22 protein-coding genes are annotated in these 21,214 nt (G+C 59.0%); 12 read left to right on the forward strand and 10 right to left on the reverse strand.

The window, feature by feature from the left end; translation table 11 throughout:
• The first annotated feature begins 29 nt into the window (after positions 1–29).
• From ACSSVY_RS19135 to ACSSVY_RS19155, 5 genes are all read left to right on the forward strand, one after another.
• Entirely contained in the window at positions 30–632 is a 603-nt protein-coding gene (locus ACSSVY_RS19135; RefSeq protein ID WP_454271354.1) for a glutathione S-transferase, read from the forward strand.
• A gap of 220 nt (positions 633–852) precedes the next feature.
• Positions 853–1,413, forward strand: coding sequence for a ubiquinol-cytochrome c reductase iron-sulfur subunit (gene petA / locus ACSSVY_RS19140; RefSeq protein WP_009817460.1), 561 nt, complete (start codon positions 853–855; stop codon positions 1,411–1,413).
• 12 nt (positions 1,414–1,425) lie between these two features.
• Positions 1,426–2,748, forward strand: coding sequence for a cytochrome b (gene petB / locus ACSSVY_RS19145; RefSeq protein ID WP_454271357.1), 1,323 nt, complete (start codon positions 1,426–1,428; stop codon positions 2,746–2,748).
• A 10-nt stretch (positions 2,749–2,758) separates the two neighbouring features.
• On the forward strand, positions 2,759–3,610 hold the full coding sequence (locus tag ACSSVY_RS19150) for a cytochrome c1 (RefSeq protein ID WP_454271358.1): 852 nt from the start codon (positions 2,759–2,761) through the stop codon (positions 3,608–3,610).
• A gap of 139 nt (positions 3,611–3,749) precedes the next feature.
• Positions 3,750–4,418, forward strand: a complete 669-nt coding sequence (locus ACSSVY_RS19155) for a cupin domain-containing protein (RefSeq protein ID WP_454271360.1) — start codon at positions 3,750–3,752, stop codon at positions 4,416–4,418.
• A gap of 63 nt (positions 4,419–4,481) precedes the next feature.
• Here ACSSVY_RS19155 and ACSSVY_RS19160 read toward each other — a convergent pair whose 3' ends face one another.
• Entirely contained in the window at positions 4,482–5,621 is a 1,140-nt protein-coding gene (locus ACSSVY_RS19160) for an alkane 1-monooxygenase (protein WP_454271361.1), read from the reverse strand.
• Between the two features lie 30 nt (positions 5,622–5,651).
• A complete protein-coding gene (gene mutY / locus ACSSVY_RS19165) occupies positions 5,652–6,713 on the reverse strand; it encodes an A/G-specific adenine glycosylase (protein ID WP_454271363.1) in 1,062 nt (353 codons plus the stop codon).
• An 82-nt stretch (positions 6,714–6,795) separates the two neighbouring features.
• Here mutY and ACSSVY_RS19170 point away from each other — a divergent pair, with 82 nt between their 5' ends.
• The 3 genes from ACSSVY_RS19170 to ACSSVY_RS19180 all read left to right on the forward strand — a co-directional run bounded on the left by ACSSVY_RS19170 (position 6,796) and on the right by ACSSVY_RS19180 (position 9,405).
• Positions 6,796–7,305 (forward strand): DUF721 domain-containing protein, encoded by a 510-nt coding sequence (locus ACSSVY_RS19170; protein WP_454271364.1) that lies wholly within the window; start codon positions 6,796–6,798, stop codon positions 7,303–7,305.
• A gap of 28 nt (positions 7,306–7,333) precedes the next feature.
• Positions 7,334–7,942 (forward strand): DsbA family protein, encoded by a 609-nt coding sequence (locus tag ACSSVY_RS19175; protein WP_454271366.1) that lies wholly within the window; start codon positions 7,334–7,336, stop codon positions 7,940–7,942.
• Positions 7,943–8,055: 113 nt separating this feature from the next.
• Positions 8,056–9,405 carry an aminotransferase class III-fold pyridoxal phosphate-dependent enzyme gene (locus tag ACSSVY_RS19180; protein ID WP_454271367.1) on the forward strand — a complete coding sequence of 450 codons (1,350 nt, stop codon included), beginning with the start codon at positions 8,056–8,058 and terminating at the stop codon, positions 9,403–9,405.
• 49 nt (positions 9,406–9,454) lie between these two features.
• Here the strand turns inward: ACSSVY_RS19180 and ACSSVY_RS19185 are convergent, their stop codons facing one another.
• The 3 genes from ACSSVY_RS19185 to ACSSVY_RS19195 all read right to left on the reverse strand — a co-directional run bounded on the left by ACSSVY_RS19185 (position 9,455) and on the right by ACSSVY_RS19195 (position 11,867).
• On the reverse strand, positions 9,455–9,739 hold the full coding sequence (locus ACSSVY_RS19185) for a hypothetical protein (RefSeq protein ID WP_454271368.1): 285 nt from the start codon (positions 9,737–9,739) through the stop codon (positions 9,455–9,457).
• Between the two features lie 124 nt (positions 9,740–9,863).
• Complete coding sequence (locus tag ACSSVY_RS19190; RefSeq protein WP_454271369.1) at positions 9,864–11,405, reverse strand: alanine/glycine:cation symporter family protein; 1,542 nt, start codon at positions 11,403–11,405, stop codon at positions 9,864–9,866.
• A gap of 27 nt (positions 11,406–11,432) precedes the next feature.
• Positions 11,433–11,867, reverse strand: a complete 435-nt coding sequence (locus tag ACSSVY_RS19195) for a universal stress protein (protein ID WP_454271371.1) — start codon at positions 11,865–11,867, stop codon at positions 11,433–11,435.
• A gap of 258 nt (positions 11,868–12,125) precedes the next feature.
• Here ACSSVY_RS19195 and ACSSVY_RS19200 point away from each other — a divergent pair, with 258 nt between their 5' ends.
• From ACSSVY_RS19200 to lpxK, 4 genes are all read left to right on the forward strand, one after another.
• A complete protein-coding gene (locus ACSSVY_RS19200; protein ID WP_454271373.1) occupies positions 12,126–12,572 on the forward strand; it encodes a TIGR01244 family sulfur transferase in 447 nt (148 codons plus the stop codon).
• On the forward strand, positions 12,569–13,309 hold the full coding sequence (locus ACSSVY_RS19205) for a 2-dehydro-3-deoxygalactonokinase (RefSeq protein ID WP_454271375.1): 741 nt from the start codon (positions 12,569–12,571) through the stop codon (positions 13,307–13,309). Before ACSSVY_RS19200 ends, ACSSVY_RS19205 begins: the two co-directional genes overlap by 4 nt.
• Positions 13,310–13,583: 274 nt before the next feature.
• Positions 13,584–14,804 carry a 3-deoxy-D-manno-octulosonic acid transferase gene (locus tag ACSSVY_RS19210; protein WP_454271377.1) on the forward strand — a complete coding sequence of 407 codons (1,221 nt, stop codon included), beginning with the start codon at positions 13,584–13,586 and terminating at the stop codon, positions 14,802–14,804.
• Entirely contained in the window at positions 14,801–15,820 is a 1,020-nt protein-coding gene (gene lpxK / locus ACSSVY_RS19215) for a tetraacyldisaccharide 4'-kinase (RefSeq protein WP_454271379.1), read from the forward strand. Before ACSSVY_RS19210 ends, lpxK begins: the two co-directional genes overlap by 4 nt.
• A gap of 20 nt (positions 15,821–15,840) precedes the next feature.
• Here lpxK and ACSSVY_RS19220 read toward each other — a convergent pair whose 3' ends face one another.
• The 5 genes from ACSSVY_RS19220 to purH all read right to left on the reverse strand — a co-directional run bounded on the left by ACSSVY_RS19220 (position 15,841) and on the right by purH (position 21,202).
• A complete protein-coding gene (locus ACSSVY_RS19220) occupies positions 15,841–17,154 on the reverse strand; it encodes a M16 family metallopeptidase (RefSeq protein WP_454271381.1) in 1,314 nt (437 codons plus the stop codon).
• Positions 17,151–18,494 carry a M16 family metallopeptidase gene (locus ACSSVY_RS19225; protein WP_454271382.1) on the reverse strand — a complete coding sequence of 448 codons (1,344 nt, stop codon included), beginning with the start codon at positions 18,492–18,494 and terminating at the stop codon, positions 17,151–17,153. The genes ACSSVY_RS19220 and ACSSVY_RS19225 overlap by 4 nt, the downstream gene beginning before the upstream one ends.
• Before the next feature lie 76 nt (positions 18,495–18,570).
• Positions 18,571–19,083: a DUF3035 domain-containing protein gene (locus ACSSVY_RS19230; RefSeq protein WP_454271383.1), complete on the reverse strand. Its 513-nt coding sequence runs from the start codon at positions 19,081–19,083 to the stop codon at positions 18,571–18,573.
• A gap of 51 nt (positions 19,084–19,134) precedes the next feature.
• Complete coding sequence (gene lspA, locus ACSSVY_RS19235) at positions 19,135–19,605, reverse strand: signal peptidase II (RefSeq protein WP_297778733.1); 471 nt, start codon at positions 19,603–19,605, stop codon at positions 19,135–19,137.
• A 7-nt stretch (positions 19,606–19,612) separates the two neighbouring features.
• Positions 19,613–21,202 (reverse strand): bifunctional phosphoribosylaminoimidazolecarboxamide formyltransferase/IMP cyclohydrolase, encoded by a 1,590-nt coding sequence (gene purH / locus ACSSVY_RS19240; protein ID WP_454271384.1) that lies wholly within the window; start codon positions 21,200–21,202, stop codon positions 19,613–19,615.
• Between the last annotated feature and the right edge of the window lie 12 nt (positions 21,203–21,214).

The following is a 21,214-nucleotide window of genomic DNA, read 5'->3' on the forward strand; positions in this document are numbered from 1 at the left end:
GTCGCGCCGAACAGATAGCGGAGCGCGCCATGAAACTTATTTCCTCGCCCTTGTCCCCCTTTGTCCGCAAGGTGCGTGTGCTCTTGCTGGAAAGCGGTCTGGCCGATCAGGTCGAGGTGGTCGATGTGACCACCACGCCGCTCGAGACCGATCCACAGGCGGCGGCGGCCAATCCGCTGGGCAAGATCCCGGCCTTGGTGCGGCTGGACGGTCCCGCGATCCATGACAGCCGGGTGATCACCCGTTATCTGGATCAGCAGGCGGGCGGGCGGTTCTATCCCGAGGCGCGGCTCTGGGAGGTGCTGACGCTGGAGGCGATTGCCGAAGGGATCATGGAGGCGGCGCTGGCGATGACCTATGAGGCGCGGTTCCGGCCCGAGGACATGCGCTATGCGCCTTGGGTCGAGGGGCAGTGGGCCAAGGCGGCGCGGGCGCTGGATGCCGTTGAGGCGCGCTGGATGAGCCATCTCGCGGGGCCGCTCGACATGAGCCATATCGCGCTGGGCTGTGCGCTGGGCTATCTCGATTTCCGCCATGACGCGCGCGGCTGGCGGGTGGGGCATCCGGCGCTGGAGGCGTGGTATGCCAAGATGAGCGCGCGCGAGAGCATGTTAGAAACGGCCCCTGTCTGAGCTGGGTGGGCCGATCAGGTCGCACCATTGGTGCCGCTTGGTCAAGCACCTGACCACCGTCAGGCGCGACAGATGCGCGCTCTGACGAAATCTAGGGCTAATGCAGGCTGGACGGCCCCCCAAAGCCCCGCTAAATAGCCGCACATGCTGGCTTTGGGAATCCTGAGGCCTAACACCGTATGAGGCCGATTGCGGCACTGATATATAGGGAGTATTTCTCGTGTCCCACGCAGAAGATCACGAAGGCACCCGGAGGGATTTCCTCTATTATGCGACCGCTGGCGCGGGTGCCGTGACCGCAGGCGCGGCCATCTGGCCGCTCGTCAACCAGATGAACCCCTCGGCGGATGTTCAGGCCCTGTCCTCGATCCGCGTCGATGTTTCGGGTGTTGAGCCCGGCACGCAGATCAGCGTCAAGTTCCTTGGCAAGCCGGTGTTTATCCGTCGCCGCACGGAAAAAGAGATCGAAGCCGCCCGTGCCGTTGAGTTGACGGAACTGCCGGACCAGAATGCACAGAACCGCAACGACATGGCGCTTGATGCGTCGGACCAGAACCGCACGCTGGACGAGGCGGGCGAATGGCTGGTGATGATCGGGGTCTGCACCCATCTGGGCTGTGTGCCCATCGGCGACGGTTCGGGGGATTTTGGCGGCTGGTTCTGCCCCTGCCACGGATCACATTACGACACGGCAGGCCGTATCCGCAAGGGTCCGGCGCCTGAGAACCTGTGGATTCCCGTCGCTTCTTTCATCGACGAAACCACGATCCAACTGGGATAAGGAAACGCGCAAATGTCCGGAATTCCGCACGATCACTACGAGCCCAAGACGGGCGGCGAGAAATGGCTTCATTCGCGCCTTCCCATCGTCGGCTTGCTCTATGACACCATCATGATCCCCACGCCCAAGAACCTGAACTGGATGTGGATCTGGGGGATCGTTCTGACGTTCTGTCTGGTGCTGCAAATCGTCACCGGCATCATTCTGGTGATGCATTACACGCCACATGTCGATCTGGCCTTTGCCAGCATCGAGCATATCATGCGCAACGTGAACGGTGGCCATTTCATCCGCTACCTGCATATGAACGGTGCATCGCTGTTCTTTGTCGCGGTTTATCTACACATCTTCCGCGGTCTCTATTATGGCTCTTACAAGGCCCCGCGTGAGGTGACGTGGATCATCGGCATGTTGATTTATCTGGCGATGATGGGCACGGCGTTCATGGGCTATGTGCTGCCTTGGGGCCAGATGTCGTTCTGGGGGGCAACGGTGATCACCGGTCTTTTTGGCGCGATCCCGTTCATCGGCGACTCGATCCAGACGTGGCTCTTGGGTGGGCCGGCGGTGGACAATGCCACGCTCAACCGCTTCTTTTCGCTGCACTACCTCTTGCCGTTCGTAATTGCGGCGCTGGTGGCGCTGCATATCTGGGCGTTCCACACCACGGGCAACAACAACCCTACCGGTGTTGACGTGCGCCGCACCTCCAAGGCCGACGCCGAGCGCGATACTGTGTCGTTCTGGCCGTATTTCGTGATCAAGGACCTCTTTGCTCTTGCGGTGATCATGGTGGTGTTCTTTGCGGTTGTCGGCTTTATGCCCAACTACCTCGGGCATCCCGACAACTACATCGAAGCGAACCCGCTGGTCACGCCCGCGCATATCGTGCCGGAATGGTACTTCCTGCCGTTCTACGCGATCCTGCGGGCCTTTACTGCCGATGTCTGGGTGGTGATGTTCGCCAACTGGATCACCGGTGGTATCGTGGATGCCAAATTCTTTGGCGTGCTGGCGATGTTCGGTGCCATTGCGGTGATGGCGCTGGCACCCTGGCTGGATACCTCTTCGGTGCGGTCGGGCCGCTATCGTCCGATGTTCAAGTGGTGGTTCTGGCTCTTGGTGATCGACTTTGTCGTGCTGATGTGGGTGGGGGCAATGCCCGCCGAACCGCCCTATTCGACCATCTCGCTGATCGCGTCGGCCTATTGGTTCGCCTATTTCCTGGTGATCCTGCCGCTCTTGGGCGTGATTGAGAAACCTGAGGCCCAGCCTGCCACGATCGAGGAAGATTTCGATGCGCATTATGGCAAGGCCCAAACGCCCGCCGAATAAGAAAGGACGGATGACAATGTTCAAGACAACAGGCATTGCGGCCCTTGTGGCCCTGTCCCTCTCGACCGGCGGCGCGTTGGCCGCCGGGGGCGAGGGGCATATCGAGGATGTCGCCTTTTCCTTTGAAGGTCCGTTCGGCAAGTTCGACCAGAACCAGCTTCAGCGCGGTCTGAAGGTCTACACGCAGGTCTGCGCGGCCTGCCACGGCCTACAATATGTTCCGCTGCGGACGCTGGGCGATGAGGGCGGGCCGCACCTGCCCCAGGATCAGGTCTTTGCCTATTCCGAGCAGTTCGAGGTGTTCGATCCGGAGCTTGACGATTTTCGTCCGGCCACGCCGACCGACCATTTTCCGGCTGTGACCTCGGCCGGGGCGCCGGACCTGAGCCTGATGGCCAAGAAGCGGGCCGGATTTCATGGCCCCTATGGCACTGGTCTGAGCCAGCTCTTCAACGGGATGGGCGGGGCGGAATACATCTACTCGCTGATGACCGGCTATCACGAGGCACCGGAATGTGCGCCGGAGGATTTCACCGGCTCGTATAACGCGGCCTTTACCGCAGGTGGCTATCCCGCAGAGTGCAAGGACGAGCATGGGCATCACACGGTCCCCGGTAGCTGGATCGCCATGGGGCAGCCGCTCTGGGGCGACGATGTGGAATATGACGACGGCACCGAGGCTACGCTGGAACAGCAGGCCGAGGATGTCGCGGCGTTCCTGATGTGGACGGCCGAGCCCAAGATGATGGCGCGCAAGCATGCGGGCCTGAGCGGCGTGATCTTTTTGACCATCCTCTCGGTGTTGCTCTATCTGACCAACAAGCGGATCTGGGCACCGATCAAGGGCAAAAAGACCAGCTAATCGCCGGACATGAGGTTGATAAACCCCCGCAGCCTCAGGCTCGCGGGGGTTTTCTATTGGACGCACGGGCACATCAGATAGATTGATCTTTGATCCGGCAGGTTTATGTCTGCATCTTCCAAAGATCAGGAGAGACGCAATGCGCATCAATGCAGATTTTTCCGAACGTGTCGTAGTCAGGCCAGAGGATTATGATTGGGTGCAGTCGCCGGCCACCGGGGTCGAGCGGATGATGCTGGACCGGATCGGTGATGAGGTGGCGCGCGCGACCACACTCGTGCGGTTCGCGCCCGAGTCGTATTTCGACGCCCATACCCACGGCGGTGGCGAGGAATTTTTGGTGCTGCAGGGGGTGTTTTCTGACGAGAGCGGCGACTATCCAGCGGGATCCTATGTGCGCAATCCGATTGGCACACGCCACAAGCCGCATACCAAGGAAGGCTGCACGATCCTCGTCAAGCTCTACCAGTTCGATCCGTCGGATACCGAGCAATTCCATATCGACACAAAGAGCGCCGATTTTCGCCCCGGTCTGGTCGAGGGGTTGAGCGTGCTGCCGCTGCATACGGCGGTGAATGAGAATGTGGCGTTGGTGCGTTGGGCCCCCGGCACGCTGTTCACGCCGCATCGGCATTGGGGCGGCGAAGAGATTTTTGTCATCGAAGGCACCTTTGCGGATGAGCATGGCAGTTATCCGGCGGGAAGCTGGGTCCGCAGCCCGCATCTGTCAGAGCATAAACCCTATTCCGATGAGGGCTGTCTGATCTATGTGAAGACGGGGCATTTGCTCGAGCAGGTCGCGGCGTGATGGGGGAGATTTTCTAGAGCTATTGGTTGTGCCCGTGCGGATTCACTAGTGATGATGCGCCCCCTATCTCGGCATAGGATTGCTGGCCCGATTATAGGGCCGCCAATTGTTGATCTCTGGGTAATACATCTCGCGCCAGCGGCGCACTCGGGGGTTCATCACCCGCCGCCAAATGGGCGGGACCATGGCGGCCATGGTCATCACCGGATAGCCATAGGGCAATTGCGGCGCGTCCGCCTCGGTGTAGTTCTGCAAGAGCGGAAATCTGCGATCGGGTTTGAAATGATGATCCGAATGGCGTTGCAGGTTGATCAGCAGCCAGTTCGACGCCCTGTGCGCCGCGTTCCAGCTATGGCGCGGCTGGACATGCTCATACTTACCGCCACCCAGATGTTTGCGCGTGAGCCCGTAATGTTCGATGTAATTCACCAACTCAAGCTGCCAGATTGCGACGAAAGCCTGCCAGACAAAGAGCGCCAATCCGATCCAGCCGCCGATCAATCCGGCGAGAAGGGCCATGAACACTTGCAGCGCCCAATACTTGAAGAACGGGTTTTTGAGATCGTGCCAAGGCAGATTGCGGCGGGCCAGCATATCGGCTTCGGCCTGAAACGCTGAGTGCCAGCTCTGCCGCAGCACGCGCGGGAAAAAGCGGTGAAACCCTTCATTATAGCGCGCCGTGACCGGATCGCGGGGGGTGCCCACGTAGCGGTGATGCACCAAAAGATGCTCAGAGCGGAAATGCGAATAGAGCACCATGGCCAAAAGCACATCGCCCAGAAATCGCTCGCCCCGGTTTCTCTGATGCATGAGTTCGTGGCTATAATTGATACCCACTGTGCCGGTGATCACCCCCACGCCAAAGAAGAGCAAGATGGTTTCCAGCGGATTGAGATGCGCGTCTCCGGGGCCGGTGACATACCAGATCAGCCAAAAGAGCAGGCCGAATTGCAAGGGCGCCCAGATCAGGGTGATGACGCGATACGAGGTCAGTTGCTCCTCGCGTGTCTCAAGATCGGCATTCTCGGTATAGAGCCCGAGAAAGGCATCAAGGATAGAAAAGAAATACCAAGTTGTCAGCGGCAGCAAAAGCACAGTCCAACCGCCGTGGAGCGCCCCCAGCAACGCCACTGGCAGTAGAAGCAGCGACATCCAAAAGGGCAATGCGCGATGCAGTTGGGCAACCTCAGCCGCGGGGACCATAGACCATTCCTTAGACGTTTCGGACGTGTATCACGCCATATCTTTCAATGCAGCATGCGCGAGGTCAAATACCTTTCGCATGACGGTGGGTAACTCTGAGGGGCGAAAGGCTGTTGCGGGCAGAAAATCGCCTCGATCCGGCTGCGCATCGTGGGGCAGGCGCGCGATGAGCACAGTCAGTTGAAGATGAAAGTGAGTAAACGTGTGACGTGCCTCGGCGTCAACCTGGATCCAATCTGCGTCTATGGGCGGAGCAGGGGGCGGAGCATCGTGCCAGTCGCTACTGGGCCAGCCGAGCATACCGCCGAGCAGTCCTTTGTCGGGGCGGCGTTCCACGAGCCAAGCGCCATCTTGGCGCTGCGCCACATAGGCGTATCCGAGCCTCACCGGTTTGGCCACCTTGGGCAGCTTTTTAGGTAAGTCCGGCGCTGTCCCTGCTTTGCGCGCAGCGCAGGCCGTCATCCAAGGACATATCCCACAGGCAGGAGACTTCGGCGTGCAAACGGTGGCGCCGAGATCCATTACCGCCTGCGCATAATCGCCGGGCCGGGTCTGTGGGGTGAGGCGTGCGGCAGCTTCTGTCAGTTCTCGCTTGGCTGCGGGCAGGGGTGTGTGAATGTCGTACACGCGTGCCATCACCCTCTCGACATTCCCATCGACCACCACTGCTGGTCGGTCATAGGCAATCGCAGCAATCGCCGCCGCAGTATACGGTCCGATCCCCGGTAGGGCACGCAGTTCCTCTACGGTGGCAGGAAAGTGCCCTTGGTGATCTGTGACAACAGCGCGCGCGCATTTCAAGAGATTACGGGCCCGAGCGTAGTAACCGAGACCTGCCCATTCCCCCATGACCTGCCCATCTTGTGCGGCCGCCAGATCGGCCACTGTGGGCCAGAGTGTGGTAAACCGGATGAAATACTCCCGTACTGCCGCCACAGTAGTCTGCTGCAGCATGACTTCGCTTAGCCAGATGCGATAGGGATCGGGGCAGATGCCAGCGCTGCGCGCGGACGGGCTGACACGCCACGGCAGATCTCTGGCATGTGTGTCATACCAAGCCAGCAACGTCTGTGCGTCGGCCTCATAACGCATAGTTTATCCCCCAGCATCACAATCAGGTCTGGCATCCCCTGACACATGGCATAAGTTAGCGCCAGTGAGGAGAGTGCCAACAATGACCAGCCGCAAGGCAACGACATACGGTTTCAAACGCACCTCGGCGCTGTTGCAAACCAGCATCCGCCGCGCCTCTGAAACGCGTGGCTTTGCGCAATCGCGGCTCTTGACCCATTGGGCCGAAGTGGTTGGCGACGACATCGCCGCTATCGCCCGACCTGTCGAAGTATCTTATGCGCGACAGGGGATGGGGGCAACGCTGACGCTGCTAACGACCGGCGCGCAGGCCCCGATGCTGGAGATGCAGAAGGAAAAGCTGCGGGAACGGGTCAATGCCGTCTATGGCTACAACGCAATCGCCCGTATTCGGATCACTCAGACGGCCCCTGTCGGGTTTGCCGAAGGGCATGTGGATTTCAATCACCGGGCAAAGGTCAAAACTCAACCCTCATTTCCCGCCGAAACGCTAAAGGCCGCCACAAGCCTTGCCGCGCCTGTTGCGGATGACGGATTGCGGGCAGCGCTGGAAACTCTGGCGCGCAACGTGCTAGTAAAATCGCAACGCTGAAATTCCCTATCGGACCAAGGAAAACGTGATGAAACAATTGATCGCTACTGGGGCAGTTGCCCTTGCCATGCTGACCGGCGCTGCCATGGCGCAGGAGGCAGCCCCCGATACATCTCAGATCGTCGAAATGACAATGGGCCCCGAAGATGCGAAAGTGACCATCATTGAATATGCGTCCTTTACCTGTCCGCATTGCGCGAATTTCCACAAAGGGCCGCTGAAGCAACTCAAAGCCGATTACATCGACACCGATAAGGTTCATTTCATCTATCGGGATGTCTATTTTGACCGCTTCGGTCTTTGGGCCTCAATGGTGGCACGCTGTGGTGGACCCGAGAAGTTTTTTGGTATTTCGGACATGATCTATGAGCAACAGGCCGAATGGACCAAAGGTGAACCAGCGGAGATAGCTGACAACCTGCGTCGCATCGGCAAAGTTGCAGGGTTAGAGCCTGATGCGCTCGAGGCCTGTCTCAATGACAACGAAAAAGCCAAGACGTTGGTCGCGTGGTACCAGGAAAATGCCGAAGTTCATGAGGTGAATTCCACACCGACGCTGGTGATCAACGAGCAGAAGTATGCGAATATGGCCTATGACGAACTCAAGGCCATCATTGACGAAAAACTGGCAGAATAGTGCTCCTGGGGCAGGATGGGTCGGGATTGATTGTCCCGGCTCATTTATCCCTCTGGACAGTCTTTCGCGCCAGTGGCAGGATTTGATCAAATTACACCTGCCGGAGCACCCCCATGAAAGACGATAATTTCTTGCGTGAAATGAACGCCCGCCACCTATGGCACCCGATGGGGCATCCGGGAGAGATGCAGGCCAACGCGCCCAAGATCATCAAGAGTGCGGCAGGTGTGCGGATCACCGACATAGACGGGCATGACCCCGTGGATGCTGTGGGTGGGTTGTGGTGTGTCAATCTTGGCTATTCCAACGATGTCGTGAAGCAGGCGATTTCCGATCAGCTTTGGCAACTTCCATACTATTCAGCCTTTGCCGGTACTACCAACCCAGCGGCGATCGAGGCCTCTTATGCGGTGCAGGAGTTTTTTGCCGAGGATGGGATGACGCGGGTCTTTTTCACTTCTGGTGGATCGGACAGTGTGGACACGGCGCTGCGCATGGCGCGGCAATATCACCGCCTGCGCGGCGAACCCACGCGCACGAAGTTTCTGAGCCTGAAAAAGGGCTATCACGGCACCCATTGGGGCGGTGCCTCGGTCAATGGCAACAACCGGTTCCGCATCACCTATGAGCCGCTCTTGCCGGGCTGTTTCCACCTGCCCAGCCCCTATACCTATCGCAACCCGTTCGATGAGACGGATGGTGCCAAGCTGGCGAAAAAGATTGCCGCTGCAATGGTGGACGAGATCGAGTTTCAGGATCCCTCGACGATTGCCGCCTTTATCATGGAGCCTATCCAGGGTGCCGGCGGTGTGATCGTGCCGGATGCGTCATTCATGAAGCATATGCGCGAGGTATGCGACCGCTACGGCATCCTCATGATTTCCGACGAGGTCATCACCGGATTCGGGCGCACCGGCGATTGTACCGGGGCGCGACATTGGGGCGTGCAGCCCGACATGATGACAATCGCCAAGGGTATCACCAGCGGTTATTTTCCGGTGGGCGGTGTGGTCTTGGGCGACAAGGTGGCGGATGTGTTCGAGAAGGCGGGTCCAGAGGGCAACATCTGGACCGGCTACACCTATTCGGCGCATCCCGTGGGGGCGGCGGCAGTGGTGGCGTGCCTGTCCGAGACGCTGCGGCTGGATACCAAGAGCAATGCTGCCGTGCGCGGCGTGCAGCTCTATGAGGGGGTCAAGAAACTGGCCGCAAAATACGACATCATCGGTGATGTGCGGGGCGGTCATGGGTTGATGATGGGGATCGAACTGGTCAGCGACCGCGCGAAGAAGACCCCGATGGATGCCGCGACCATGAAGCGGGTGCATCAGGCGACCTATGAGGCGGGGGCGATGGTGCGTCTAGGGGCGCATAACATCCTGATGTCGCCGCCTCTGGTGATTTCCGAGGCCGAGATTGACGTGATCCTGTCGTCGCTTGATGCCGGGTTCGCAGCGGCCTGAGCCATGCCAAGCGCCTTGAACGGCGCTTGGTTCGTTTTCCAATCGGGCGTTAGCTGAACCGGCTCCAAGCCGATTTCATGGCTTTGGACATGTTGTCCCAAGCCTGGTCGGTGCCGGTCTTGAAGTCTTTCCAGGCTTCAAGGCTGGCGGCCTCAATCTTGTCATACTCGGCTGCCATCTCGGCGCGTTTTTCGCGCAGCTCTTTGATTTGATCCTGATATTTGATCTGCATGTCGGCAGAAGCCTCGCGCGACTGGGCTTGCAGCTTGTCGATTTCGGCTTTCCATTGATCGAGTTGGGCGTGCAGCTTTTTCTGGTATGTCTCTTTGTCCATAACTGGTCCTCCTTGAGGGAAAATCGTCGTTTCGTTCTGACATCTACCTATACATGATCTCCCTGAATCCAAAGGGGCCAGCGGATGTCCGCTGGCCCCTGAGTATCGCATGAAAGCGCCTGATTTACTCGAACTTCTTGATCTCGCCGGATTTCAAGCGGCTGAGGTAGCTGTTAAGCTCACGCTTGACGATGGGCATCAGGATATAGAGCCCGATGATATTGACCACCGCCATGGCAAAGATCGCGGCATCCGAGAAGTCGATCACCGGGCCGAGATTGGCCGCAGCCCCGATTACCACAAAGATGCAGAAGATCACCTTGAATACCAGTTCCTTGGTCTCGCCTTCGCCAAACAGGTAGGTCCAGGCCTTGAGGCCGTAATAAGACCAGCTGATCATGGTCGAGAAGGCGAAAAGTACGACCGCCACCGCCAGAATGTAGGGAAACCAGCTGATCGCGCTGCCAAAGGCTGCTGAGGTTAGGCCAACGCCCGAGGTGCCGCCAACGGTCTGGATCGCGGTGCCTGCCTCGTTGAGCAGGTAGTTGCCATCTGGTCCCGCCACGAGCTGCCCGGTGATGATGATCACCAGCGCGGTCATGGTGCAGATCACAACGGTGTCGATGAAGGGTTCGAGCAGCGACACGAAGCCTTCGGTGATCGGTTCCTTGGTGCGCACCGCCGAATGGGCGATGGCGGCGGAGCCGACGCCCGCCTCGTTGGAAAAGGCTGCGCGTTTGAAACCCTGAATCAGCGCGCCGACCATGCCGCCGGCGACACCAAGCCCGGTAAAGGCCCCGTCGAAGATCTGACCAAAGGCCCAGCCGATTTTATCCGCGTTCATCGCGATGATGATCAGTGCCGTGCCGACATAGAGGATGCCCATGAAGGGCACGACCTTTTCGGTGACGCTGGCGATGGATTTGAGGCCGCCGACGATCACCGCAAAGACCACACCGGCAAAGATCACGCCGGTGATCCAGCCCGGATATGCGCCGACGATGCCGGCAATCTGCTGATGCGCTTGATTGGCCTGAAACATATTGCCGCCGCCAAGGGCGCCGAGGATGCAGAAGATCGAGAAGAGCACGGCCAGAAACCTGCCACCGGGCACGCCGCGTTCGGCAAAGCCCTTGGTCAGGTAATACATCGGCCCGCCCGAAACGCGCCCGTCGGGGTATTCGTTGCGGTATTTGACGCCAAGCGTGCATTCGGTGAATTTCGACGCCATCCCCATGAGGCCTGCAAGGATCATCCAGAAGGTCGCGCCGGGGCCACCGATGCTGACCGCGACGGCGACGCCTGCGATATTGCCAAGGCCGACAGTGCCCGAGAGGGCGGTGGCGAGCGCTTGAAAATGGCTGACCTCACCGGCATCGTTCGGGTCGGAATAGTCGCCTTTGACGAGGGCAATCGAATGGCCAATCGCGCGGAACTGAATAAAGCCGAAGTAGAGCGTGAACACGGTCGCGCCGATCACCAGCCAAGCCACGATCCACGGAAATGTGGTTCCTGGAAAGTTGGAAAAAATCAGATTTACAAACCAGCCTGTCGAGTTGGCGAAAATCTGATTGACCTTCTCATCAATGGATTGCGCGTAGGCAGGTGCGGAGTAGAGTGCTGCCCCAACCGCGGCAAACGCCGCAGGAAATGCATGTCGATACATCTTTGTCATCCCTGTTGTTTCTTTTTGTTACGGAACGATGGTGCAAGGCACCGGCGCGGTTTGAACGAGTGCACCGGCGACAGAGCCGAACACCCGTGCGCCAATCGCTGATTGACCGTCCCTTCCAATAATGATCTGAACCGCATTGTGCTCCTTGGCGATCCGGCAAAGGAGATCTGCTGTGTTGCCATAACGGATCACTGCTTCGACCGGCATGCCTGCGTCCTGCAACTCGGCGACGACCGTCGAAGTGATTGCCTTTTCGGCGCGTTCCATTTCTTCGCGACGACGCTTGTGACGTTCTTCCAGCTCGCTCGGGGTGAGAAAGGAATAGGGTGACCATTCCAGCACATGTGCCAGAATTATCGTACCTCCCTGAGCGCGTGCGCGATCGACCGCGAATTCAAGCGCACGCCTTGATGAAACGCTGCCGTCGTAGCCGACGACGAATTTTCCAGACATAACAAGATCTCCCTCGCTGTTTTTGTATTTCCGGGTGTCAAGACTGCTACCCGGTACGTCACTCTACCAAAGGTTTTATTTACAGTTTTCCCGGATTCACGGGATTCACGGGATTCACGAGCCGAACGCGCCAAATTTCCACCGAATTCGACCCGTCCTGCAAGATTCTTTCGCAAACTGGCGAGACCTATTGCCGCGCGCCTCTCTGCCACGGTCCTTGCGCGCGCCATTGAACTCAACTGTGGATTTGCGCATATGATGGCGCGAACCCTCGAGGAGAGCCTGATGGACCTGCGCCCGATCACCCAAGATTTTACTGTCTCACCGCAAATTGACTGTGCGGATGTACCTGCAATCGTCGAAGCTGGGTTTCGTTCAATCCTTTGCAATCGTCCCGATGGCGAGGACTTTGGCCAGACCTGTTATGATGAGGTTGCCGCAACGGCCAAGGCTGCCGGGCTCGAGGTTCGCGCAGTGCCAATCGTATCGGGACAGATGACCGATGCTGATCTCAATGCCTTTCGTGCTGCCATTGAGGACCTCCCCAAGCCGATCTTGGCCTATTGCCGAACAGGAACGCGTTGCACGATGCTCTGGAGCATGACCAAATTCAGTGAGTTGGGAGGCGACGAAGTTCTGCGCGCCACGTCCAAAGCAGGCTACGACATGTCGGGCCTGATTGCGCAGCTTGAACGCAAACAATGACCGATTGGGCGGTTCTCGGCCATGACGGTCATGCCGCCCGTGCCTTTGTGTTGCGCGGGTCGCCGGTGACCCATTCTCTAACCGCTCCTGATTCCGCAACCTTACTTGCGCGGGTCAATCCGGCGCTTCGGATATTGTACCGTATCGGAGAGGGGCAAACCGGCAGTATTCCCACCAAAATTCTGCCGCAAGTAGGCCACGGGTTAGCAGGTTTCGTACAAGATAGCCCGCCGGATGTGATCGACGGTTGGGTGCGTTTTCTGTTGATCGGACTGTTAAGTGTGCGCAGCTCTTGGGATGGGGTTGCATGGGTGGTTTTGCGCGATCTACACCACTGGCTGCATCTGAGCGCCGGTGAGGCTGTCAGCTCTCAGAGCTTTCTCACACCTCGCTTGATCACTACCCTGGGTGGTGCCTCGAGCTTTTGTGAAACAGCCATCTCAGATACGTTAACGCGGCCTGAGCGTCTCGCCGCGCAGCTGCGTTCGGCACAGGTGACTCATAGTACATCAGCCGTGAGCGGACATCTGTTGGGCGCAGAACTTGCCGCGGCAAGGCCCTATTGGTTGGGACAGAGCGTTAGTTTGATTGCGGATAGCGCATGTGCAACGCAGTATTCGCACGCTTTGTCAGAGCTTGGCGTACCAGTGACCGTCTTTGACTCTGAGGCGTTGATTGCGCCAGCTCTTGCGGCCCTTGCAACCGCTCTTGGCTATGGGGATCTTCCGGCGCGTTAGTGATCTTTAGTTGGGATGTGACGACCTCGGTTTTCCGAAAGTTTCCAGAACTTGCGTCAACCAGCATATTTCTAAGGCGGTTGGCCTGAACTCGTGGGCAATGCTTGACGAGCGGATGCAAAGGAATACGGTTCGCGCAACCTGCGACATCTTGAGGAATGGCCATGATTGACAGCCTTCATTTGCTTTGCGGACATCTGTGTGTTGCTCCTCACGCCACGCATTGCACTCAGGGGGCCGACGTTTCGCGCGGCCTAGTATCGGAATAATCCTGATGAGCCGCTCGCTCAGCCTTGCGGCTTATCTCGCATATGCCCGGCGCGCCGGGCGTCCTGGTGATGTTCCAGACCAGCCGCGTCCTCAAGGCCAGTTGATATGGGCGCATGCAGTTGATGCAGCCCGGGCCGACACGTTGGTGCACCTTGCGGAACGGCTGGCAAGTCAGCGTCGAGGGTTGCGACTTTTGCTGACGACCTCGGGCACGGCTCCGGCTCGGGTGGGCACCAATAGTCCCGTCCTTTGGCAACCCGTACCAGAGGACAACCTCCCCGCTGCAGAAGCATTCTTGGCGCATTGGCGCCCTGACATTTGCGTTTGGACCGGGGGAGATTTGAGGCCAGCCCTTTTGATTTGCGCGTCGAGGCAGAAGATTCCGCTTTATCTGGTGGACGCCGATGAAACCTATCTGGAGCGTGCGAGCTGGCGCTGGTTCCCGGACATGCCTCGTGCTGTGCTGGGGCTCTTTACAGAGATACTGACCCGCACCGAAACTGCGGCAAGGTTGGTACGCCGTTTCGGGGCACCAGAGCGGATTGTGTCTGTAACCGGGCCGTTTCAAGAGGGGGCCATGACCTTGCCCTACAACTCTTCGGAACGTGAAGAGATGGCAGGACTACTGCGTAGCCGACCGATCTGGCTTGCCTCGCAAATCCAAAGAGCAGAGTTAGAAACCGTCCTTGAGGCCCACCGAGAAGTGAGTCGCCTGGCGCATCGGAGCCTTTTGATCATCGTTCCGGATTTGAATGATGATCACAACGAGATCCGTGCCATCCTCAATCTACAAGGCTGGCGGACGTCGGTCTGGTCCGAGGGTGAGTTGCCAAGTGAAACGACGCAAGTGATTCTCGCGGACACACCGGGCGAGATGGGGCTTTGGTATCGCTTGGCGCCCGTGACCTTCATGGGATCATCGCTTGTCTCTGGTCAACATGGTCGCGATCCCAACGAACCGGCGGCGCATGGGTCGGCGATCCTCTATGGACCAAATGTGGGTCGATATTTGAATCGCTATTCCAGATATGCCGAAGCCGGGGCAGCGCGGATTGTCCGAGACAGCCAAACCCTGACTGCTGCGGTTCAGCGCCTGATTGCTCCCGATCAGGCGGCGGTTATGGCGCATGCCGCGTGGGATGTGGCGTCCAAAGGAGCCGCCGTGACCGACCGCATCCAGGATATGCTGTTGGACCGCCTGGATCGGTTAGAGGCCGAAAAATGAAACCCCCCGCCTATTGGTACAATCCGCCTGGTCGCCCCGGCTTGCGTGTGCGGCTGCTCGCTCCCTTCGGATTGCTCTATGCGCGGTCAACGTTGAGGCGGTTGACTGCTGGCCACGATTGGCGCGCACCTGTGCCGGTGATCTGTATCGGAAATCTCAATTTTTGCGGCACAGGCAAGATGCCCGCAGTTCTGGCTGTGGTGGCGCATCTTCATCGCATGGGTCATGAGCCGGCAATCCTGTCGTGGGGTAAGAAGGGATTACTCCGAGGACCGGTGCAAGTGGCCCCGCGCGACCATACCTCGGCAGACGTCGGCGACGGCCCGTTGCTCGCCGCAGATTTCGCACCGACTTGGTCTGTGCGAGATTGGGTAGAAGGGGCGCGGGCGATCCTTTCGGCTGATCGAAAAGGCGGGCCCGCATTCGATTGTATCGTAATGGATGACGGGTTTCAGGACACATCCTTGGCCAAGGACATTTCCATCGTCGTGGTCGATGCTGTCCGCGGATTTGGTAACGGTCGATGTCTCCCCGCGGGCCCCCTGCGTGAGCCGGTGAAACGAGGTCTCACTCGCGCGGACCTCCTGCTCTCCATAGGCCCCAAAAGCGCTCAGGACCGATTTTCTGCGCTATGGGGCGAGCACATCAATTTGCCGCATCTGCAGGGCGAGCTACACCCCCTCCAGACCGGAATGGAATGGCCGGGATCACGACTCTTGGCCTTTACCGCAATCGGCGATCCGGGCAGGTTCTTTGCTATCTTGCGCGGATTAGGGGCGGAACTGGTGCGTTGTGAGTCCTTCGAGGATCAACAGCCCTATACCCAAGCCCTCTTGGCGCGGCTCGAGCGTGAGGCGGCGAACCTCGGCGCGCAACTGGTCACGACGGAAAAAGATGCCGTGCGCCTGCCGCAACACTTTCGCCGCAAAGTACTGACTCTGCCAGTGCGCCTGCACTTTTCCGATCTCTCACCGCTGGAAGATGCCCTGAAACGTGCAGGTTTGGGTCCGACATAGGGACGGGGCGTTTGGTCGTGTCAGTTTACGGTGCTTTCAAGGCCCACAGGCTGTCCTACCACGACAAAGGTCAGCGACTCGGGGGTGAGCAAATCGCGCGCAACGCGGTTCACGTCCTCAAGGGTTACGGCGTTGACCTTGTCGTTGCGCGTGGTGATGTAGTCAGTGGGCAATCCCTCCATCTGCATGCCGACCGCAATATCGGCAATCGGGCCGTTACCTTCGAATTGCAGCGGGTAGGCACCCGTCAGATAGGTTTTGGCATTCTCCAGTTCCTCGGGCGTCACGCCCTCAGTACGGATACGCTCCCATTCAGCGCGGATCACGGAAATTGCCTCGGCGACACGGTCATTGGCAGAGGCAACGGATCCCATCCAGAGCTGGGCCGCGTCCTTGTCGGCGAGGTAGGAATAGACTCCATAGGTTAGTCCGCGCTTTTCGCGTACCTCAGTCATCAGCCTGCTCTCGAACCCGCCCCCACCAAGGATGTGGTTGAGGATATAGGCGGCAAAGAAATCTGGGTGATCCCTGTCGATACCTTTTTGCGCAAAGGCTGCAATGGACTGCGGCGTCGCAAAGTCGATGACCTGAACGCCGCCGGGCAGATTGGGATCAACTGGATTAGGCAGTGGGGCACCTGTCTCGGGTAATGCGCCAAGAAGGTCATCAATGAGCGACGCGAGCTCTCCCTCAGTGATATCACCCACGGCACTGATATAGAGACGGTCGCGGGTGAGGGCTCCCGCATGTGACGCCAAGATATCCTCGCGCGTCAGTGTGCCAACACTCTCGAGTGTGCCTTCAAGGGAGGATCCATAGGGATGTGTGCCGAAAACGAGGCTGTCAAACGCCTTGCCTACAATATCACGCGGGTCAGTTTGCGACGATGCGATGACCGATGCAACTTGGCCGCGCACCCGCTCGATTGCGTCCTGATCAAAGCGTGGCTGCACAAGGCTGGTGCGGAGAAGATCAAGCGCCTGATCGCGGTTCTCAGTCAGAAACCGGGCTGAAACGCTGACTTGATCGTCATTCACAGAATACCTGAAATCTGCTGCGAGCGACTCTGCCGCACGGGCAAAACCCTGTGCGTCTAGTTCACCTGCTCCTTCTTCGAGCAAACCAACCATTAAATTCGTCACGCCGCGCTTGTCTTTTGGATCGAGGGATCCTCCACCGCGAAACCGCAACTCCAGCGCAACAAATGGGATCGAATGATCTTCGACCAACCATGCGTCCAAACCACCGGGCGACGTGATCTCCTTGACGTCAACCTCTGCGCGCGCGGGCAGCGCGGCAAGAAGGATCACAAAACTCAGAACGAAACGGATCATTGCGTTACCTCCGGGGCCATGAGCCAGCCTGTCACGGATTGGGTGCGGTCAAACACCTCGCGTGCAGCCTGCATGATCTGATCTGCCGTAGTGGCTTGCAATACGTCAGGCCAGGATTGAACATCGGCGACTGTCAGTCCTTGGGTCAGTGCCTGACCATAGCGATTGGCAAGGCCTCCGGCATCGTCCCGGGCATAGGTTTCAGAGGCTCGAAACTGCATCTTTATTCGGTCGAGTTGCTCTGCGTTAACGCCGGTTTCGAGAAACTCGGTCAACACCTCGTCCATCGCCGCCTCGGCTTGCTCCAAAGTGACCCCTGCTGCTGGCACGACGTAGAGATCAAAAGTCGTGGCATCCAGTGATGACCCGGAATAAGACGCCCCGACCTGAACTGCTGTCTTACTCTGGAATTGAAGTTTTTCAGCCAGAATGGATGTTTGGCCGCCCCCAAGAATATCAGCCAGCAAGGTCAGTGCGGCGGCCTTTTCCTGCGCGCCGCTGTCACGCTCTGGTGCAAGATAGGACCGAGTTACATAGGGCTGTGACACGCGGGCATCACGAAATGTCATCCGACGTTCCGCCAATTGAGGTGGTTCCTGAGGGCGGGCCCGTTCTGGAAGATCGGGATTCTCCGGAATTGGGCCATAATACGTCTCCGCCAATTTGCGCACGTCCTCTGGCATGACATCACCAGCAACGATTAGAATGGCGTTGTTAGGGGCGTAATACTCGCGGTAAAAATCAAGGGCAGCATCAAGGTCGAGCGCCTCCATCTCATGACGCCAGCCGATGATCGGCACGCCGTAGCGGTGATTAAGATACTGCACGGCGCTTTTTTGTTCGCGAAAAAGCGCGCCGGGGCTATTTTCCACCCGCTGATTGCGCTCTTCGATGATAACATCGCGCTCGGTTGCGATATCTCCTTCATCCAGTTGCAGATTGGTCATGCGGTCGGCTTCCATACGCATCACCAATTCCAGTCGGTCGGAGGCGATGCGCTGAAAATAGGCCGTGTAATCATAGCTGGTAAAGGCGTTGTCCGAACCGCCGTTGCGCGCAACGGTTGACGAAAATTCACCGGGCGCCATGGTCTTGGTGCCTTTGAAAAGCAGGTGCTCAAGAAAATGGGCCACACCGGATACGCCCGGGCTTTCATCGGCCGACCCTGCTCGATACCACACCATCTGGGTCACAACTGGCGCGCGGTGATCTTCAATCACCACGACCTCAAGCCCATTGTCGAGCGTGAATGTCGTGACCTTATCAGCGGTCGAGGCCAGTGAAACGGGGGCAGCCAGAGTGGTTATAGCCAACGTCAGGCAGGCGAGAATATATCGCATAAACGGTCTCCGGTCGATGTTGGGCATCTGATCTAGTAGATACGCCTTGGCCGCGCCGTTTCAAGCGCCGCCCCAATCACTCGGGTGCTGGAGGACTGGCTGGGGTCAGCACGCCGCGATTGCGCAAGCGCTCTTCTTCGGTATAGGCGTCCAACCAATCGCGTCGATAGGCCTGTACGTAATCATCACCAGGCAAGAACCGCAGAACGTCTACGCGCCCATGTTGGCGACGCAACTCCTTGTCTTCTGCCGCGAGTGTCTGGCGTATGGCCGGCGCTGCACCATATCGGTTGGCGTGATTGACAAGCGCGCCGTTGTTTGTTGCTCCGCCTGCAGGATTTCCACCCAGAGCAACAAGCCCATCCGCGAGTGGATTCTGATCCGTTAGGTTGGCACCACCCGGATTTGGAGCGGGTAGGCTGGCATAACTCTCAGGTGTTTGCAAAGGTTTGCTTGGAATGATCGAAAACTCATCAGGGCCGTTTCCGGTATGGCGGATACGGCTCAGTGTGACGTCATCGCGGCCACCGCATCCGGCCAACACGGTCACCACCAAAAGGCTCAGAACTGTCTTATGCGGCATCGCCATCGCCACTCTCCTGCAAAATCCCTTGAGCCTTATCGCATTCAAAGCCCAAGGTCACGAGGGCTTTTTGCCTGATGGCAGCAGAACCATGCCGAATGCTCCGACAAACACGGCAATGTCTGCGACATTGAAGGCAAAGGGATTGTTGATGCCGCAGCAGGACATGTTGAGAAAGTCCGCAACTGCGCCGTAAATCAGCCGGTCTATCACATTGCCGAGCGCGCCTCCGACCAGCAAGCCTGCGGCGAACCGGTGCCAGCGACCGGCGGGATCGGTATGCACCCACCAGAGCACGGCTCCTGAGATGACGACCGCCACGACAATCAGAACCCAACGCGTGAGAGGACCGTCCCCCGCTAGAATACCGAAATTGATTCCGTAGTTCCATGCCATGCGCAGGTTGATGAAGGGCGGCAAGACGTCAATCGCGCCCAAAGTGCGCAGGTCCATGACATGCACCACCAAGTATTTGCTGGCCTGATCCAGCAGAAACACCCAGAACGCCGTCCAGAAAACGATCCGCATCTGCGCGTCAGTGCCGGAAATGGCGCATGCCGGTGAAGACCATGGCCAACCCCGCCGCATCCGCTGCCGCGATCACTTCTTCGTCGCGCATCGAGCCGCCCGGCTGAATGACGGCGGTGGCACCCGCTTCGGCGGCGGTCATCAGGCCATCGGCAAAGGGAAAGAACGCATCCGAAGCTACGACGCTGCCTTGGGTCAGCGGCGCGACCAGACCGAGGGTTTCGGCCATGTCCACCGCCTTGCGCGCAGCGATGCGGCAGCTGTCCACCCGGCTCATCTGGCCTGCGCCGACACCCACAGTCGCGCCGTCCTTGACGTAGACGATAGCGTTGGATTTGACGTGTTTTGCCACTTTCCAGGCAAAGAGCAGATCGGCCAGTTCGCGCGTCGTGGGCGCGCGCTTGGTCACGACCTTGAGATCGGCCGCGTTGATATGGCCGCTGTCCTTGTCCTGCACCAGATAGCCGCCCGAGACCTGTTTGATCATCCGACCCGCCGTGGCGGGATCGGCCAGCCCTTCGGTCAAGAGCAGGCGCAGGTTCTTTTTCTTGGCGAAAATACTCATGGCGCCAGCATCCGCGCCGGGGGCGATGACCACTTCGGTGAAAATCTCGGCAATCTCTTCGGCGGTGGCAGCATCGAGCGGCTGGTTGAGGGCGATGATGCCACCAAAGGCGGAGGTGCGGTCGCAGTCGAAGGCGTGTTTATAAGCCTCAAGCAGCGTCGCACCACGGGCCACACCGCAGGGGTTGGCGTGTTTGATAATGGCGCAGGCAGGACCATCGGCGGGGGCGAATTCGCTCACCAGTTCAAAGGCGGCATCGGTGTCGTTGATGTTGTTGTAGCTCAGTTCCTTGCCTTGCACCTGCTGGGCGGTGGCCACGCCGGGGCGCTCCGAGCCATCGGTGTAGAAGGCCGCCGCCTGATGCGGGTTCTCGCCGTAGCGCAGGGTTTGTGCCAGCGTTCCGGCAAACGCCCGGCGGCGTGGGGCCGCATCGCCAATGGCACCCGCGAGCCATGTGCTGACCGCCGCGTCATAGGCGGCTGTGCGGGCATAGGCGATCTGCGCCAGTTTGCGGCGGAATTTCGGGCAGGTGCCGCCGCCGTGCCGGTCCATGTCACCGATCAGCGTCTCGTAATCCTCGACATCCACCACGACGGCGACATGGGCGTGGTTCTTGGCTGCCGCGCGGATCATGGCCGGACCGCCGATGTCGATATTCTCGACGCAGTCGTCATAGTCGCCGCCGCGCGCCACGGTTTCCTCGAACGGGTAGAGGTTGACCACCAAGAGGTCGATAGGCCCGATGCCATGCGCGTGCATGGCCGCCTGATGCTCGGGGTTGTCGCGCAGCGCCAGAAGGCCGCCATGCACCATCGGGTGCAGCGTTTTCACACGCCCGTCCATCATCTCGGGAAAGCCCGTGACTTCGGCCACGTCGCGCACCGCAAGCCCGGCATCGCGCAGTGCCTTGGCGGTGCCGCCGGTGGACAGCAGTTCAACCCCGCGCGCAACCAGCGCACGGCCAAGCTCAAGAAGCCCGGTCTTGTCGGAAACGGAGAGAAGGGCGCGGGTGATGGGCGCGTGGTCGGTCATGTCGGGCGGTCC

This window comes from Roseovarius sp. MBR-51 (assembly GCF_053628575.1).

Bases quoted from the DNA above. Each gene is read 5' to 3' on its own strand.
- ACSSVY_RS19230 (WP_454271383.1), bottom strand. From the start codon at position 19,083: ATGGCGATGCCGCATAAGACAGTTCTGAGCCTTTTGGTGGTGACCGTG.
- ACSSVY_RS19135 (WP_454271354.1), top strand. From the start codon at position 30: ATGAAACTTATTTCCTCGCCCTTGTCCCCCTTTGTCCGCAAGGTGCGT.
- ACSSVY_RS19210 (WP_454271377.1), top strand. From the start codon at position 13,584: ATGAGCCGCTCGCTCAGCCTTGCGGCTTATCTCGCATATGCCCGGCGC.
- ACSSVY_RS19180 (WP_454271367.1), top strand. From the start codon at position 8,056: ATGAAAGACGATAATTTCTTGCGTGAAATGAACGCCCGCCACCTATGG.
- ACSSVY_RS19185 (WP_454271368.1), bottom strand. From the start codon at position 9,739: ATGGACAAAGAGACATACCAGAAAAAGCTGCACGCCCAACTCGATCAA.
- ACSSVY_RS19200 (WP_454271373.1), top strand. From the start codon at position 12,126: ATGGCGCGAACCCTCGAGGAGAGCCTGATGGACCTGCGCCCGATCACC.
- ACSSVY_RS19205 (WP_454271375.1), top strand. From the start codon at position 12,569: ATGACCGATTGGGCGGTTCTCGGCCATGACGGTCATGCCGCCCGTGCC.
- ACSSVY_RS19150 (WP_454271358.1), top strand. From the start codon at position 2,759: ATGACAATGTTCAAGACAACAGGCATTGCGGCCCTTGTGGCCCTGTCC.
- ACSSVY_RS19195 (WP_454271371.1), bottom strand. From the start codon at position 11,867: ATGTCTGGAAAATTCGTCGTCGGCTACGACGGCAGCGTTTCATCAAGG.
- lspA (WP_297778733.1), bottom strand. From the start codon at position 19,605: ATGCGGATCGTTTTCTGGACGGCGTTCTGGGTGTTTCTGCTGGATCAG.
- ACSSVY_RS19170 (WP_454271364.1), top strand. From the start codon at position 6,796: ATGACCAGCCGCAAGGCAACGACATACGGTTTCAAACGCACCTCGGCG.
- purH (WP_454271384.1), bottom strand. From the start codon at position 21,202: ATGACCGACCACGCGCCCATCACCCGCGCCCTTCTCTCCGTTTCCGAC.
- ACSSVY_RS19175 (WP_454271366.1), top strand. From the start codon at position 7,334: ATGAAACAATTGATCGCTACTGGGGCAGTTGCCCTTGCCATGCTGACC.
- lpxK (WP_454271379.1), top strand. From the start codon at position 14,801: ATGAAACCCCCCGCCTATTGGTACAATCCGCCTGGTCGCCCCGGCTTG.
- mutY (WP_454271363.1), bottom strand. From the start codon at position 6,713: ATGCGTTATGAGGCCGACGCACAGACGTTGCTGGCTTGGTATGACACA.
- ACSSVY_RS19155 (WP_454271360.1), top strand. From the start codon at position 3,750: ATGCGCATCAATGCAGATTTTTCCGAACGTGTCGTAGTCAGGCCAGAG.
- ACSSVY_RS19160 (WP_454271361.1), bottom strand. From the start codon at position 5,621: ATGGTCCCCGCGGCTGAGGTTGCCCAACTGCATCGCGCATTGCCCTTT.
- petB (WP_454271357.1), top strand. From the start codon at position 1,426: ATGTCCGGAATTCCGCACGATCACTACGAGCCCAAGACGGGCGGCGAG.
- ACSSVY_RS19190 (WP_454271369.1), bottom strand. From the start codon at position 11,405: ATGTATCGACATGCATTTCCTGCGGCGTTTGCCGCGGTTGGGGCAGCA.
- ACSSVY_RS19220 (WP_454271381.1), bottom strand. From the start codon at position 17,154: ATGATCCGTTTCGTTCTGAGTTTTGTGATCCTTCTTGCCGCGCTGCCC.
- ACSSVY_RS19225 (WP_454271382.1), bottom strand. From the start codon at position 18,494: ATGCGATATATTCTCGCCTGCCTGACGTTGGCTATAACCACTCTGGCT.